Raw genomic sequence first — 14882 nt, forward strand, 5'->3', positions numbered from 1 at the left:
CATTCCCTCTTATTATATTATGTTGAAAATGCCGCTATAAGCCGCCGCTAATAGCGAGTTCAAAGCATGTTGCCACTGAATTGAACATGCTTTATTTTAAAATGCTTACAACCTTATAATCATATTTTTTAAAATTTTCTGAAATGTTATCAAGTAGCAATACTCAATAGCCATTTACAAAAAGTATGCCCAAATGATTTTTTCTATACAGACTTTTTAGGTTGTTTTTTCGTTAAACTGACATCTTTAATCATAAACAGAACTGGTTTGCCTAAAATGCTCACCTCTGCCAGTTCGCCCTTTGATAACCCAAGTAAGCTGACGCCTAAATCTGATATGACAGAGAAACGTCCTGCACTGGGTTTATGCCTTGGTGGATACACGAGTTCAATTTGGTACTCTTGCTGATCCTGCAGATTAACTAAGTGAATTTCCCGTCCCACAGTCACTTTATCACTCGTCGTATCATGCTTTAGCTGCTCAAGCTTACTAATCACGCCTGCCAAAGCCGTTGGGCGTAGAGAGGCATTAAAACTGTTTTGTAAATAATAGGTTTCAGTTTTTAGAATAAAATTATGGAAAAGACCACTAAAAAAAGAATACGCCATTGCCGCCTCTGAAATAACAAAGTTAAAATATAAGCATAGAAATTAAAATGAGTATTACTCTGTGCTTATTTCACAAGAAGTTATAATTCTGCCGAGCGCGAGTGACGCTCGGCTTAGACTGGGAATTTGAGCGAGAGGCGGATTGAGCTTACTGAACTAGATGTGTTAGCTAACACATGGGAAAATAGTGATGAAAATGCAGTGCTAAACATAGTGTTACATCTCCAGTCAAAAGTTAATATTCGATTGATTATTTATTTTTTGTATATCGATTTAGTATATCGGTCTTGCCATTAACTAAATCTCATCATTAATAAATAAGTACTAATTGCTTGGCTGATACCATAGGTCAAGTAAAAATATAAAGCAAGCCTAACTAAGCTAATCTTGCTGAATATACTGATAACAGTAAAGCTGGATTTAACATGGTTTTAACTTTGCTACATTGGGGCTAGTCTTCGTCAATTTAATGCTAGCACTCGTAAAGTAAACTGAGCACTTGTTAATTTGGCTGAACTGAAAGCCAAATTAATTCAACCATTGAATGTTCTAGTGCATTGTTGCTAGATGCTATGGGCATTAACTGAATTAAGCCTTAATATAAGCTTCTAAAGTCAATATTTATTTAGGTTGTTAAGCCCGCACCTTTTAAAAGTATTTTGATACACATAGAGACGAGGAACAGACAGCTTACGCTTGTACACCAAATCAGCACTAACCAGCCGAGTCGATAGGCGAGGGATTTCGTTTGGGTCGTCATGTTGATCTCCTGCATATGTAAAGTCATCTAAAGTGAATCAGCGACTTAAGCCAAGTTAGCTTCAGTCGCGTTTTGGGAACTCTCATCTAAAGTCATGGCTAGTGATAGCCAGCATCCTTGGTTACTTTGCCGCGGAACACGTAGTAGCTCCAAAAGGTATAAACCAAAATCAGCGGGATGATCATAAGGGCGCCGACGAGCATAAAGCTTAGACTGCTGTCGGGGGCTGCTGCCTGCCAAAGGCTGATGTTGGGTGGAATAATGTGCGGCCAGATACTGATCCCTAAGCCACTAAATCCTAAGAAAATCAGCCCTAGAGTGAGTAGGAATGGTTGATAGTTATCATCACGATTTAGGGATTTTATCAAGGCCCAACTGCAGGCTAATACCAGTATTGGCACTGGGGCGAAGTAGAATAAATTCGGTAAACTAAACCAGCGCAGGGCAATATTGGGTTGCACAAAAGGCGTCCATAAACTGACTAAACCTATGGTCATAAGCAGGCATAAGGTCAGTGCTCTACCGAGTTGTTGCATGGTCGTTTTAAGCTCGCCTTGGCATTTTTTCACCAGCCAAGTCGCGCCGAGCAGAGCATAGGCCAGCATAAGGCCAAAACCGCAGAAAAGTGAGAAGGGCGTTAACCAATCGAAACTACCGCCGCTAAATTGTTGCTTACTCACCGAAATGCCAGAGATAAACGCCCCCAGTACTACGCCCTGTGAAAAGGTGGCCGTGATAGAGCCAAACATAAACGCTTTATCCCAGAATGGTTTAGCTTCTGCGCCCGACTTAAATCTAAACTCAAATGCCACATCGCGAAAAATCAATGCCAGCAGCATGATGAGCAGCGGTATGGTTAGCGCTTCGAGCACTATGGCATAGGCGAGGGGAAAGGCACCGAGCAGACTAGCGCCGCCGAGCACTAACCAGGTTTCGTTACCATCCCAAACGGGGGCGACGGTATTAACCATAATATCCCTGTCGTCCTCGTCGTGAATGAAGGGAAACAGTATGCCGATGCCGAGATCGAAGCCATCCATCACGATATACATTAAGGTGGCAAAAATGATGATCCCGAACCAAATCAAGGGTAGATCGAATTCCATGGTGAGCCCTTAAATATGTTTAAGATTGAATAAGTAAACCTAGATTTATTTTCTTTAAAATTAATGGCTTGTTGCCGCGATATCTGGCCCTTTGCGGATGAGTCGCATCATATAGCGATAACCCACGCCGAAGATGCCGCAGTAACTGACGATGAAAATCCCTAGGCTGATACTCAGGTGGGTAACGCTGTGGGAAGACACGGCATCCTGAGTACGCATCAACCCTTGGATCACCCAAGGTTGACGGCCAAGTTCGGTAGTGAACCAGCCTGCCAGTGTGGCGAGCAATCCGGCGGGGCCGAGCACCAATACAAATCGCAGAAAGTGTTTGTTGCTGTAGAGGCTGCCTTTGCGCCTGAGATAAGCACTCCACAGTCCAGCAAAAATCATCAATAAGCCTAAGCCGACCATGAGCCTAAAACTCCAAAACACTAACAACACATTGGGTCTGTCCTCGGCGGGATACTCAGTCAAGGCTGGCACTTGTTTGCTTAAATCATGCTGTAAGATCAGGCTCGCGAGCCCTGGAATTTCGAGACTGAAGTGGTTTTTCTCTGCGTCCATATCGGGAATCGCAAATAAGATAAGCGGTGTGGCTTTATCGCCCTCATTACGCCAATGGCCTTCCATCGCCGCTACTTTTACAGGTTGATATTCAAGGGTATTTAAGCCGTGAAAATCGCCAATCACAGCTTGCAGCGGCGCGACAATTAACGCCATCCACATCGCCATAGACAACATCTTGCGGATCGCGGGCGTGTCGTTACCTTTGAGTAAGTGCCAAGCCGCCGATGCGCCCACAAAGAAAGCCGATGAAATAAAGGCCGCCACTGTCATATGGGCTAAACGATAGGGAAATGAAGGGTTAAACACTATCTGAAACCAATCCACTGGAATAACGCGATTGTTCACGATTTCAAAACCTTGGGGCGTCTGCATCCAGCTGTTTGAAGCTAAGATCCAGAAAGTTGAGATAATAGTGCCCGTGGCGACCATACAAGTGGCGAAGAAATGCAGGTTTTTGCCTACCTTCTGCTGACCAAATAGCATGACCCCCAGAAAACCCGCTTCGAGGAAGAAGGCGGTGAGGACTTCATAGGTGAGTAGCGGCCCAGTTACGCTGCCCGCGAAGGCGGAAAAAGCACTCCAATGGGTACCAAATTGATAGGCCATCACTATGCCTGAGACCACGCCCATGCCAAAGTTTATGGCAAAAATCTTCGACCAAAATTGATAGAGTTGTTGGTAAACCTCATTCGCTGTTTTCAGCCATAAGCCTTCTAATACTGCTAGATAGGTGGCGAGGCCGATAGTGATGGCAGGGAAAATAATGTGAAAAGAGATGGTAAAAGCAAATTGGATCCTAGCGAGTACTGTGGCATCAAAATCAAACATAATTTCCTCGAGCGATAGGCATTTCTCGTTACAAAGGCATTGTTCTAGTCGCGTTCATTGAGCCCTATATAGGCTCGACGGCGAACGCTTGTGTGCTATTAGACCATGGGATATGCTGGCTATAACAGACACAGAATATCTTGACTTGGCTATAACAGATGACGAAGTACGAGCAGTTAGCGCAGGAATTAAAGACACGAATAGCCCAAGGTGTTTGGCAGGCGGGGGACAAGTTGCCGTCGCTGCGTCAAACTGTGGCCGATTCAGGCTTGAGTCTGATGACAGTGCTCAATGCCTATCAGCTATTGGAAAGCCAAGGCGTGATCTCGGCGCAGGCTAAGTCTGGCTATTTAGTGGCGCCAAAGCCGGAATTAATCGCGCGGCAGGGAGAAGCCTTTCGTTATCCCGAGCGACAAAAGCCGATTTATCTTTCCGATAGCGTGGATATTAATGAGTTTGTATTCAATGTGCTGCAGGCTTCAAAGCAGGCGGACATAGTGCCCTTTGGCTCAGGATTTCCCGATCCTAGTTTATTCCCGCAACAAGCACTGGCGCGATCTTTGGTTAAGGTGACTCGGCACATGTCACCTTCTTTTGCCGCCGATAATTTACCGCCAGGAAATGCGGGATTGCGTAAGGCTATCTCCCAACGTTATGCCAAATTGGGCATGAGCATTTCGCCCGACGAAATCATCATTACCTCGGGTGCCATGGAGGCGCTCAATTTAAGTTTAGCGACCCTGACTCAAGCGGGGGATTGGGTTGTCATTGAATCACCGACCTTTTATGGCGCGATGCAAGCCATTGAACGACTTAAACTCAGGGCGATTGCGGTCGCGACCGACCCACAACAGGGGATTGATCTCGAGGCGCTGGCCGAAGTGTTAAAAACCTATCCAGTGAAAGCCTGCTGGTTGATGAGCCAACATCAAAATCCCTTAGGTTGCAGCTTATCGGATGCTAAAAAACAGGCGCTTTATCAGCTACTAAACGAGCATAAGGTCAGTCTGATTGAGGATGATGTTTATCAAGAACTCTATGTCGATTCCAGCGCGCCAAGGCCAGTAAAAGCCTTCGATACCGAAGGACGGGTGTTGCACTGCGGCTCATTTTCTAAGTCTTTGATTGCTGGTTATCGTGTCGGCTGGGTGGCGGCGGGATACCATGCACCGCAGTTACAACGCTTACAAGTCATGTCGACGTTATCGACCAGTGCGCCGATGCAGCTCGCCATCGCCGATTTTATTCAGTCGGCGCAATATGAACGGCATTTGAAACAGTTACGTAAAAAGTTAGCCAGCCGTAAATTGGCCATGTATCAATTATTGTGCGCGCATCTGCCCGAATCTGTGGGGGTCAACTTCGCGCAGGGCGGCTATTTTCTCTGGTTAGCGCTGCCATTACACATGGACGCTACACAAATTTATTATCAGGCGATTGAGCGTGGGATCAGTATTGCACCCGGAAATCTCTTTAGTAATCAGGTCGAATTCCGCCATTTTATGCGTTTGAATGCCTCATACGAGTGCTCGCCAGAGATAGTCTCTGCGGTCGTGGTGCTGGCCGAACTTATCCGTAACTATTCGCGCCGAAGTTAAAGATGTGTCTAAAAAATTTTAGACTTCTAGATGTCTATCTGTTAGCTTGTTGAGCATGCACAAATCTTGTGCAATTCTCAATGTCGATTGAATACTGGGCTGCTACGGATAAGGAAGGGAAAATGAAATTAGAGTCACTGGCATTACACCACGGTTATGAGTCAGAAGCGACCACGAAGGCGGCCGCAGTACCTATCTATCAAACGACCTCTTATACTTTCGATGATACCCAGCATGGTGCTGATTTATTTGACTTAAAAGTCGCTGGTAATATTTATACTCGGATAATGAATCCTACGACTAGCGTGCTAGAGCAACGTCTGGCGGCCATTGAAGGCGGCATAGGTGCGCTGGCCGTGGCATCGGGTATGGCGGCGATTACCTATGCGATTCAAGCCCTGACTCAAGTTGGCGATAACATCGTCAGCACCAGTCAGCTCTATGGCGGCACCTATAATCTGTTTGCCCATACGCTGCCGCGCCAAGGCGTTGAAGTGCGTATGGCGGCTTTCGATGATTTTGAAGGCCTCGATGAGCTGATCGATGACAAAACTAAAGCCTTGTTCTGTGAATCTATTGGTAATCCCGCGGGCAATATTGTCGATTTACAACGTTTAGCCGAGATTGCCCATAAGCATGGCGTGCCTTTAATTGTCGATAATACGGTCGCGACTCCAGTGTTATGTCGCCCCTTTGAGCATGGCGCCGATATCGTTATTCACTCTTTAACTAAATATATTGGTGGCCATGGCACAACGATTGGCGGCGTGATTATTGATTCAGGCAAGTTCGATTGGGTGGCGAATAAGGAAAGATTTGCCTTACTCAATCAAGCCGATCCTTCTTACCACGGTGTGGTTTATACCGAAGCCTTTGGCCCTGCGGCGTTTATTGGTCGTTGCCGTGTGGTACCGCTACGTAATACTGGCGCCGCACTGTCACCGCACAGCGCATTCTTACTGCTGCAAGGCCTTGAAACCTTAAGCCTTCGAATGGAGCGCCATTGCTCGAATGCCTTGACATTAGCGGAATATCTGGTGTTGCATCCGGCGGTCAGTTGGGTAAACTACGGCGCCTTGCCGAGCAGCCCTTATCAGGATAATTGCCACAAGATCACTGGCGGAAAAGCTTCTGGGATCATCAGCTTTGGGATTAAAGCGGCCACAGCAGAAGAAGGTAAGCGTGCTGGCGAACGTTTTATCGATGCACTGCAGATGATCCTGCGTTTAGTGAACATTGGGGATGCTAAATCCTTGGCCTGTCACCCTGCGAGCACTACGCACAGACAGCTCGATGCCGATGAACTCGCAAGGGCGGGTGTGTCAGAGGATCTTATCCGTATCTCGGTTGGGATTGAGCATATCGACGACATCATTAACGATGTGGCGCAGGCGCTTGATAAGGCACTGGTTAGCAAATAGTTCTTATTGAGTAGCCCATATCGAATAGCTGATATCTCATCGCTTTATTAAATCATTAACAGTAAAAAGCCGCCATCGACTCAATTCGATAGCGGCTTTTTTAGTGCTTTAAAAACGATGTTAATCTTGCTGCAGTCGATTTCTCGCCTTTTGATAGAAGTAAGAAACAGTCAGCAAAATGACTCCGATCAGCATAAAGGCAATCACCTTTTGTACTAGCTCGAAGGACGCCATATCCAGTAATAGCACCTTGAGCGTCGATAAGGTAAATAGCCCTGCGGCGAGGCGGATCATATCGGCATTTTGTGGTTTTAAGCTGATAAACATCAACACACTGCCATGGATAACCAATAAAATCGCGCTGAGTGGGGCGGCAATAATGTTATCGAAGCTATAACTCCACATGAAGTAACTTAAGGCGAGTAACAGATGCCAACCCCACTTAAGTCCTTGTAAAGGTAAGATCCGTCTATGCAAGCGTATTGCTGCACCGTGCTGCAAGATAAGCCTTGCTAGGAGTGCCAGTGATAAAAACTCGATTAACATAAACGAGGCATTATCACGATTAAGCCCGAGTGTTAGTTCAAAATGGAACATGATGGGCAACAGGGCTAAGCCTAAAGTGAGACCATAGGCGAGATGGTAGCTTTCCTTTATTGCGGCCTGGATTTCGGCTGCGAGGGTTAACTTCATGCTATGTGAGGCTTGGCTTACACCTCTTTGGATTAGCAATGCAAAATAACCACTTAAGGCTAATGCTGTCATGGCTATTCCTACTAGCTCAGAATGATTAAAACCATAAACGATCACGGCCAATACCAGTGCAAAGTAATAAGGGCTCAATTGCCATTGTAGTTGCAGCAAGGGGCGCCATGTCTCGGGTAACTGGCGGTAGCGGAGCAGGGTGAAGCCCATAAACAGGGCGCCAACGGCTAGCGCCGCGAGTCCTTGCCAAGCGTGAATAAGGCATTGCGAGGCTGTCATCAGAACCGCTAGCCAAGTGAGGATTTTGGCTTCTATGTTCAAACTCTTATGTTTAACAAAGTAGGCTAAACCTAGGCTCATAAAGGTGCTCAGCCAGAGTGCAATAGCGGTATATTCCCAATGGTTGCGGATGACTTTGGGCAGCAGAATAAGCGGCAGCAGCAAATAGCAGAAGATTTGCATCGTATAAGCGGCTTTGGCAAATAAGGCATCTTTATAGTGGCGACGATACCAATAATGGGCCAAGAGTAGGGCGATAAATAACTCAAACCGTGCCAGTTTTGCTATAAGCGGCTGGGCACTAAAGCTAAAACTGCCTGTGAGCGTTATGCCTTCAACAACCTTAAACAGCAGCGGCAATAGTAAGAGCCAAGCAGCAAACTCGCTGAGAACGAGTCTGTCCTTTGCGCTTAAATACAGCAGTAATAGGCTGACCAGTGGCAAGATGGCGAGGTAGTAATCGCTGCTCAGAAGATAAGCCGCGAGGATAATTGTCCCTACATAAAAACCGCTTAATAGCTCTTTTAACACTCTGTTTAGCTGACTTTCTAGGGTCGAAAGTAACGTATGATGGAGTGTTAATAGCCGAATCACTAAGACTAAGGCGGCGCAACTTAAGGCCAGTGCTAACAGTGGAAAGCCAAAAGCTGACAAGGGAGAAATTGGCGCCCCATCGATAAAGCTTGATTCTAAAAGGCTCATGCCCGTCAGTACACTAGACGCATTGAGCCCTAATCCCATCAGCAGCAATACATAGGCTTCGGCGCGAACGGAAATCAGTTCTTCTTTGGTGCCAATCCACAACAGTAATAAGGCTTCGAGCAGTAAGACTAATCCGAGGAAATCGTGGCTGAGTAAATACAGTGCGGCAAATCCCGCAAAACTCCCTGCAAAGACTAACAATAAGCCGCTGCGGGCTTTTTCTAGATTGCCTGTGCGCTTCCAATAGAGGGCTGCGCAAATCAGTGCGTTCGCCGCAAAGATTTCCCCTGCGAACTCAGTAAATTGTGTCAACTCTAATAACACAAAGGCGAGCAATGCTATCGGTAGGGGGAGTATGCGATGGCTCAGTGCATTATGTTTTTCATCCTGATGGGTAAACGGTTTGGTAAATAGTAGGCCTGTGATGCCGTAGAGATAAAAGAACGCATTAATACTGATAAGCGCGAGCAGACTGACGCCGCCAACGTCGCTGAGTGGCAATTCAATGAAATGGCTAAAAGTTTCGATGCAGCCTATGTGCAACAGGGCGGTGATTTCCAGTAGCAGCGGCCACTTAAGTTTGCGACTCTGGGCAAGGGCGCCTGCACCAATAAGCAGTAAATAAGGCAGATACAATAGCGGCACATAGCTTTGGGATAACAGCATCATAGGCGCGGTTGAGCCACCGACTAAGGCGATCACGGCGATCACTTTGGCATCTAAGCGCATCGACAGGCCATAACCCGCCAAAGTGATCAATAACAGTAAGATAAAACTCGCGCTATTGGGTATTAACTCAAAATACGGCCCAATAAAGTACGCGCAGAGATAATTAAGTATGAGTCCGAGTCCGACAATACCTGAGCCAAAATCCGCCATGCCCGCGCGTTTTTGGCGAATAAAAATCCCGCCGGCTATGATAGCGTTCGCGCTGGCAAACCCGAGTAGCGCTTTGCCAAGTTCTGAAAACCAATGGTTGATTGAATATTGCAGTAAATAACCAAAGCCTAAGGTCAGGGTGATGATCCCTGCGACAGTCATTAAAAAGACAGGTCCTAATCCCTTAGCCTGATAATGATGGTAGAAAGATTTGACTTGCTCGTTGACTGCCGCAAAGGGTGCCATGACGGCCGCGAGTCCTTGGGATAACAACTCATCAAATTGACTCGCCGCTTGCACGCTTGCCTGCAATTTGACTTCATCACTCAGCTGTTGATTTTGCGCTTGAGAAAGGTGTTCGGTTTTAGTGGCTTGTTCCGTCGGGGTATTTTTCGTTTTTCTTTGCCAAGGGTCTTCTTGCCAAGATTCTGTTGGTATAGGGCCTTGCTGCCATGGGTTGGGTTCTGCTGGGGCTGGCTCTACGGGAGTGGACTCAAGGGTTGATATTTGTGCCGCATAGGTTAATGTAGGCGCGTTATCGGCGGCGGTGAGCACAGATGCAATCGATGAAGCACTCGCTGCCATATTCAGAGTGGTTTCAGCGGCGTCTTCAGCCGCAATTTGCTGACTTAAGGTCTCGAGCTTAGTGGAGAATTCTGCTAATTGACGACCGAGCGAAGATTGCTGCGATAAATGCAGCGATTGTAACTGTGCCAGCTCAGCTTTTAGTTGGGCAACGTCATCCTTTAACGGCATATCTCATTCCTAAGTGTTTAAGTGCTTAACTCATAAACCTTTGTCGGCAAGAAGTGTACTTGTATGTGTATTTTTCGGCTAGTTGTTGTTGATTTTTAGGAAATCTCCGACTGCTACTTTTCCAACATGTCATTGCTCAGCATAAAAAGATCCCTGTATAAAAAAGAGCCAAACATTGCTGGCTCTCATTTAACGTGTCAATTTCGATGAGGTTATTTTTTCTGTGCCTGCAGGATCACAAATTTACCGTTGGAGGCGACTGTGGTGCAGTTCTTAAATAAGCGCTGTAATTTTACATGGTAAGCCAGATGACGGTTGCCGACGATATGTAAGATACCCCCCTCTTTTAAGCGGCGGCGGGCATCTAAAAACATCTGCCAGGCGATATGATCGGTAATGGCTTCACCTTGATGAAACGGCGGATTACACAGTACCAGATCCGGTTGGACTTCTTCTGGCAGATGCGTCATGCAATCGTCCCAATAGAAGTGGCCTTTGTCTGTGGGCAATTGGTTGCGTGCCCAGTTTGCCTTGGCTGATGCGACTGCCATTTCAGAATCGTCGATAAAGTGAATGTCGGCCTCTGGGAATAACTGGGCGGTGCGTAACCCCAGCACGCCATTGCCACAGCCGAGATCGACAATCGACTTGAAATCCCCTTTGGGCAGATTCTCTAGCATGATGCGTGCGCCAATATCGAGTTTGTTGGCGGCAAACACATTACTTAAATTGCTGATCTCAAGTTGATATTCAGGTACGGCCCAAGTCACTTCTTTGGCTAATGGTCTTGGTTTGCCATCACTGACACAGGTGATCACTCGGGTGTTTTTCCACGCTAAGCTAGCGCTTGCGGGGCCTAAATGCTTAGCAAAGATGTCGAGTAAGGCGCCATTAATCGATTTGGATTTGGCGGCCACTAATACACGAGTGCCTGCGGGTAACACTTGCGACAAGCGCGTTAGCTGGTGGGCAAAGTAGCTTAAGTTCTTAGGCAACTTCATCAATACTAAGGCTAAGTTTTCTGGCAAGGTATCGCGGCTGGTAAACCATTGCAGATTATCCATAGGCAACTGATTGTGGCCATGGTTTTGTTCTGTGCCTAAAAAGCTGGTTCTGGCATCGGTTTCAACACACAGTGGCCAACATGGATTCAATTTAGATAAACCGCAGCTTAAGGCGCCGAAACTGTCGTTGATAATGGCGGTTGGAACGGCGGCTTGCTCTGACTCAATAAGGCTTTTGAGTAAGTGTTCATCGGCGGCATCCCAAGCTTGAAGATTAGATTCCTGCTGAGCTGGATACCGTAAGAGTTCGAGTTCAACACCCGCTACTGAAAATTGTGTTGTCATGTGCCACACTGCGCCAATAAATTTAAGGCGCAGATTATCGCAGATTTCATGGCGCAGTGCGACGGCTCACATGGAGGACGTCAATGCAGCAAGGTAAGTTAGGGTTTGATACAGAGGGTGATGCTCAAATTAAACCGCCCATCACCTTAGTGCGGGGTTATCTTAATGCTGAGCAGCAAGCGGCGCTAATGAAAGAAGCGCTGACCTATCCCTTAAGTCGCCCTGAAATCCAAGTCTTTGGTCAGTTTCACGCGATTCCCCGCCAGCAAGTATGGTTTGGCGATTTGGGCTGCGACTATTTATATTCAGGACTGTTTATTCGTGCCTTACCTTGGCCTAAATATGCTCACAAGTTGAGGGATAAGTTAGCGCGGGATTATGGTTTGGAGAGCAATGGGGTATTAGTGAATCGCTACGCCGATGGTAAAGATTGTATGGGCGCTCACAGTGATGATGAACCTGAAATTGCTCAGGGGAGTCATATTGCTTCTATTACCTTAGGCGCCACGCGGGATTTTGTGTTTAAGCATAAGCACAGCCAAACCAAGTACAGCATAAGTTTGCACAGTGGCGATCTACTGATCATGCACTGGCCTATGCAAAGTGACTGGTTACACAGTTTACCTAAACGTTTGAAAGTAAAAGAGCCGCGTTGGAACTATACCTTTAGACAACTCATCGTTAATTTCCATGGTTAATTGCCTCCCGCTAACTGTCTATGGTGAAGCACTGCGAAATATGGCTGGATATAAAGTGGTAGGGCATCAACAAATTGAAAGCGTGAATTTGATCTTTTCAATTTGAAGCAGTACTCTGCGGCAACTGGATTTTCCCATTCTGAGACTCGAATATGTCCAATACTCATGTGCAGGGCACTGTGGCTAACACTATTTCGCAGAAATTAACCGAATGCTTTTCGCCGACCCATTTAGAAGTGATTAACGAAAGTAATCGTCACCATGTACCACCGAATTCAGAAACCCACTTTAAAGTTGTGCTGGTGAGCGAGCAGTTTGATGGCTTACGTTTATTAGCCCGTCATCGATTGGTCAACACTCACTTAGCCCATGAGTTAGCCAATGGCGTGCATGCTTTGTCTATTCACACTTTCACTCAAAATGAGTGGGATGCGAATGCACAAGTACCTAATACGCCAAATTGTCGTGGTTAATTAATCGTTCAGCAATACTGTTTAGCTTAGATTTCAAGGCCACTCTTCATAGAGTGGCTTTTTGTTTTAGACCAACTTAAGACTATTTTTGAGTTTGCCGACCTTAGTTTCTAGTTTCCCTACCTTAGTTTCTGTGTTAACAATATGTTTTATTTTAAGAGGTTGGGCGATGTGATTGTCGATACCCATCCTGAGTGCATTTCCATGTCAGTTGGATCCATGCGCTCGTTTGACATCAGAGAGAGTATTAAAAATGCGTAAGTTAGGGAGTTTGTTTATCTCAGTGCTGCTGATGGGACTGAGCGGTTGTAACCCCGTCTCCAGTGATGCGCAAAGCGTAGCCGCTTCCCACGCCGCAACTGATGTTCCCCACGCTTTACCTGCTATTGAATGGCGTCTTGCAACCTCTTGGCCGAAAAACTTCCCCGGTTTAGGCATGGCTCCTGAGCGTTTTGCGCATTTAGTCGATGAAATGTCTAACGGTCGGTTAAAGATTAGCGTTTATGGTGCGGGTGAGTTGATGCCCGCTTTTGCCGTATTTGATGGTGTGAGTCAGGGTAAAATTCAAATGGCCCACTCCGCTTCTTTCTACTGGAGAGGAAAAGCGCCCGCAGCGCAGTTTTTTTCATCGATCCCCTTTGGTATGACCGCACAGGAAATAAATGGCTGGCTTCACTATGGTGGTGGTATGGAGCTGTGGACTGAAGTGTATCAACCCTTTGGTATTATTCCCCTCGCGGGAGGCAATACTGGGATGCAGATGGGCGGCTGGTTTAATAAACCCATCAATACCATTGCTGATTTTAAGGGATTGAAGGTCCGCATGCCGGGCTTAGGTGGTGAAGTGTTGAAACGCGTTGGTGCTGTACCTGTAAACATGGCGGGGCGTGAACTTTATGGTGCACTGCAAACGGGGGCGATTGATGCCGCTGAGTGGGTAGGGCCAGTGAATGATCTTGCCTTCGGTTTACATAAAGTGGCTAAGTACTACTATTACCCTGGTTGGCATGAGCCAGGTTCAAATATGGAATTCTTGATTAATACAGCTGCCTTTGAGAGTTTACCTGAGGATTTACAGGCCATAGTCAGAGTTGCTGCGAGAGCCATTAACCAAGATATGCTCGATGAATACACGACCCGTAACGTGACCGCCCTTGAAACGTTAGTGAAGGACGAAGGTGTGGAGCTTAAAGCGTTTCCACCGAACGTCTTGTTGGAGCTTGAGAAAATTTCCAAACAAGTGATTGAAGATCAAGCGAATCAAGATCCCTTAATGCGAAAGGTGTACGATGCCTACCACACGTATGAGCAAGGTGTGCGCCAGTACCATAAAATATCTGAGGATGCTTACAGTCAACAGCGTCAACACTAAATGATGGTTTTTTTACTGCAAACTGTCACATTAGCATCTGATTTATATGAGATGATTTCATCTTAGATTATCTTGTTATCGGCGTAATTCATTTGGTGTTATGCTTGCAAGCCATAAATAGACAGTTACAGTGGCGTTGATGTCGCCCTGAGAATTTGGAGATCCCTATGCCATTACTTGATAGCTTTACCGTCGACCATACTCGGATGAATGCCCCTGCGGTTCGTATCGCTAAGCATATGAGCACGCCAAAGGGCGATGCCATTACTGTATTTGATTTACGTTTTTGCGCACCGAATAAAGAGATCCTCAGTGAGCGTGGTATTCATACTCTAGAGCATTTGTTCGCGGGTTTTATGCGTGACCATTTAAATGGCAGCGATGTTGAGATCATTGATATTTCGCCAATGGGATGTCGTACCGGTTTTTATATGAGTTTGATTGGTGAACCCACAGAGCGCCAAGTGGCCGATGCGTGGTTAGCCGCGATGGAAGATGTGCTTAAAGTGGTTGAGCAGTCTGAAATCCCTGAGCTGAACGAATACCAATGTGGTACGTATGAGATGCATTCATTAGAGCAAGCACAAGATATCGCCCGTAATATTATTGCGGCAGGCGTAAGTGTTAATCGTAATGACGATCTAAAATTAAGCGATGAAATTCTAGGTAACCTGTAATTGTTCGCACTCTTATAGTATGAGAGTGCTTCGTTAGTAAATTCAGTTTCCTGAAGTAAATAAGAGAAAGCGACGAGAGTCGCTTTTTTTTTCAAGTAAACTCA

The 14882-nt window shown here is 46.2% G+C and carries 12 protein-coding genes; 6 read left to right on the forward strand and 6 right to left on the reverse strand.

Annotated features, from left to right (window positions below):
* Window positions 1-203: 203 nt before the first annotated feature.
* The 4 genes from L5M49_RS06330 to L5M49_RS06345 form a co-directional block, all read right to left on the reverse strand.
* Window positions 204-608, reverse strand: a complete 405-nt coding sequence (locus L5M49_RS06330; protein ID WP_263265662.1) for a GreA/GreB family elongation factor — start codon at window positions 606-608, stop codon at window positions 204-206.
* Window positions 609-1233: 625 nt separating this feature from the next.
* Window positions 1234-1368, reverse strand: a complete 135-nt coding sequence (locus L5M49_RS06335) for a DUF2474 domain-containing protein (RefSeq protein ID WP_105250029.1) — start codon at window positions 1366-1368, stop codon at window positions 1234-1236.
* Between the two features lie 98 nt (window positions 1369-1466).
* The gene (cydB, locus tag L5M49_RS06340) at window positions 1467-2474 is read right to left on the reverse strand and encodes a cytochrome d ubiquinol oxidase subunit II (protein ID WP_263265663.1); all 1008 of its coding nucleotides are present in this window, start codon (window positions 2472-2474) and stop codon (window positions 1467-1469) included.
* Between the two features lie 60 nt (window positions 2475-2534).
* On the reverse strand, window positions 2535-3869 hold the full coding sequence (locus L5M49_RS06345; protein WP_263265664.1) for a cytochrome ubiquinol oxidase subunit I: 1335 nt from the start codon (window positions 3867-3869) through the stop codon (window positions 2535-2537).
* 158 nt (window positions 3870-4027) lie between these two features.
* On the opposite strand from L5M49_RS06345, the gene L5M49_RS06350 reads away from it, so the two are divergent.
* Both L5M49_RS06350 and L5M49_RS06355 read left to right on the forward strand, forming a co-directional pair.
* Window positions 4028-5467: a PLP-dependent aminotransferase family protein gene (locus L5M49_RS06350; RefSeq protein WP_263265665.1), complete on the forward strand. Its 1440-nt coding sequence runs from the start codon at window positions 4028-4030 to the stop codon at window positions 5465-5467.
* A 122-nt stretch (window positions 5468-5589) separates the two neighbouring features.
* Window positions 5590-6888 (forward strand): O-acetylhomoserine aminocarboxypropyltransferase/cysteine synthase family protein, encoded by a 1299-nt coding sequence (locus L5M49_RS06355; RefSeq protein WP_263265666.1) that lies wholly within the window; start codon window positions 5590-5592, stop codon window positions 6886-6888.
* 120 nt (window positions 6889-7008) lie between these two features.
* Here L5M49_RS06355 and L5M49_RS06360 read toward each other — a convergent pair whose 3' ends face one another.
* Together L5M49_RS06360 and L5M49_RS06365 are read right to left on the reverse strand one after the other, a co-directional pair.
* Window positions 7009-10209, reverse strand: a complete 3201-nt coding sequence (locus L5M49_RS06360) for a DUF2339 domain-containing protein (RefSeq protein ID WP_263265667.1) — start codon at window positions 10207-10209, stop codon at window positions 7009-7011.
* Between the two features lie 212 nt (window positions 10210-10421).
* Entirely contained in the window at window positions 10422-11558 is a 1137-nt protein-coding gene (locus L5M49_RS06365) for a methyltransferase (RefSeq protein WP_263211570.1), read from the reverse strand.
* Between the two features lie 83 nt (window positions 11559-11641).
* Between L5M49_RS06365 and L5M49_RS06370 the strand changes: the two genes are divergently transcribed.
* The 4 genes from L5M49_RS06370 (at window position 11642) to luxS (ending at window position 14778) form a co-directional block, all read left to right on the forward strand.
* Window positions 11642-12256 (forward strand): alpha-ketoglutarate-dependent dioxygenase AlkB family protein, encoded by a 615-nt coding sequence (locus L5M49_RS06370; RefSeq protein ID WP_263211568.1) that lies wholly within the window; start codon window positions 11642-11644, stop codon window positions 12254-12256.
* 152 nt (window positions 12257-12408) lie between these two features.
* Window positions 12409-12729, forward strand: coding sequence for a BolA family protein (locus L5M49_RS06375; protein ID WP_028761572.1), 321 nt, complete (start codon window positions 12409-12411; stop codon window positions 12727-12729).
* A 253-nt stretch (window positions 12730-12982) separates the two neighbouring features.
* Window positions 12983-14101, forward strand: a complete 1119-nt coding sequence (locus L5M49_RS06380; protein ID WP_263200414.1) for a TRAP transporter substrate-binding protein — start codon at window positions 12983-12985, stop codon at window positions 14099-14101.
* A gap of 167 nt (window positions 14102-14268) precedes the next feature.
* Window positions 14269-14778, forward strand: coding sequence for an S-ribosylhomocysteine lyase (luxS, locus tag L5M49_RS06385; RefSeq protein ID WP_028761570.1), 510 nt, complete (start codon window positions 14269-14271; stop codon window positions 14776-14778).
* Window positions 14779-14882 lie beyond the last annotated feature (104 nt).

Source organism: Shewanella sp. SM74 (assembly GCF_025653725.1).
In the GTDB taxonomy this organism is placed as follows: Bacteria; Pseudomonadota; Gammaproteobacteria; order Enterobacterales; family Shewanellaceae; genus Shewanella; species Shewanella oncorhynchi.

What these genes read in the sequence shown, in the direction of transcription:
- L5M49_RS06365 (WP_263211570.1), bottom strand. Translation starts at nt 11,558, where the DNA reads ATGACAACACAATTTTCAGTAGCGGGTGTTGAACTCGAACTCTTACGG.
- luxS (WP_028761570.1), top strand. Translation starts at nt 14,269, where the DNA reads ATGCCATTACTTGATAGCTTTACCGTCGACCATACTCGGATGAATGCC.
- L5M49_RS06345 (WP_263265664.1), bottom strand. Translation starts at nt 3,869, where the DNA reads ATGTTTGATTTTGATGCCACAGTACTCGCTAGGATCCAATTTGCTTTT.
- L5M49_RS06330 (WP_263265662.1), bottom strand. Translation starts at nt 608, where the DNA reads ATGGCGTATTCTTTTTTTAGTGGTCTTTTCCATAATTTTATTCTAAAA.
- L5M49_RS06370 (WP_263211568.1), top strand. Translation starts at nt 11,642, where the DNA reads ATGCAGCAAGGTAAGTTAGGGTTTGATACAGAGGGTGATGCTCAAATT.
- L5M49_RS06355 (WP_263265666.1), top strand. Translation starts at nt 5,590, where the DNA reads ATGAAATTAGAGTCACTGGCATTACACCACGGTTATGAGTCAGAAGCG.
- cydB (WP_263265663.1), bottom strand. Translation starts at nt 2,474, where the DNA reads ATGGAATTCGATCTACCCTTGATTTGGTTCGGGATCATCATTTTTGCC.
- L5M49_RS06360 (WP_263265667.1), bottom strand. Translation starts at nt 10,209, where the DNA reads ATGCCGTTAAAGGATGACGTTGCCCAACTAAAAGCTGAGCTGGCACAG.
- L5M49_RS06350 (WP_263265665.1), top strand. Translation starts at nt 4,028, where the DNA reads ATGACGAAGTACGAGCAGTTAGCGCAGGAATTAAAGACACGAATAGCC.
- L5M49_RS06375 (WP_028761572.1), top strand. Translation starts at nt 12,409, where the DNA reads ATGTCCAATACTCATGTGCAGGGCACTGTGGCTAACACTATTTCGCAG.
- L5M49_RS06335 (WP_105250029.1), bottom strand. Translation starts at nt 1,368, where the DNA reads ATGACGACCCAAACGAAATCCCTCGCCTATCGACTCGGCTGGTTAGTG.
- L5M49_RS06380 (WP_263200414.1), top strand. Translation starts at nt 12,983, where the DNA reads ATGCGTAAGTTAGGGAGTTTGTTTATCTCAGTGCTGCTGATGGGACTG.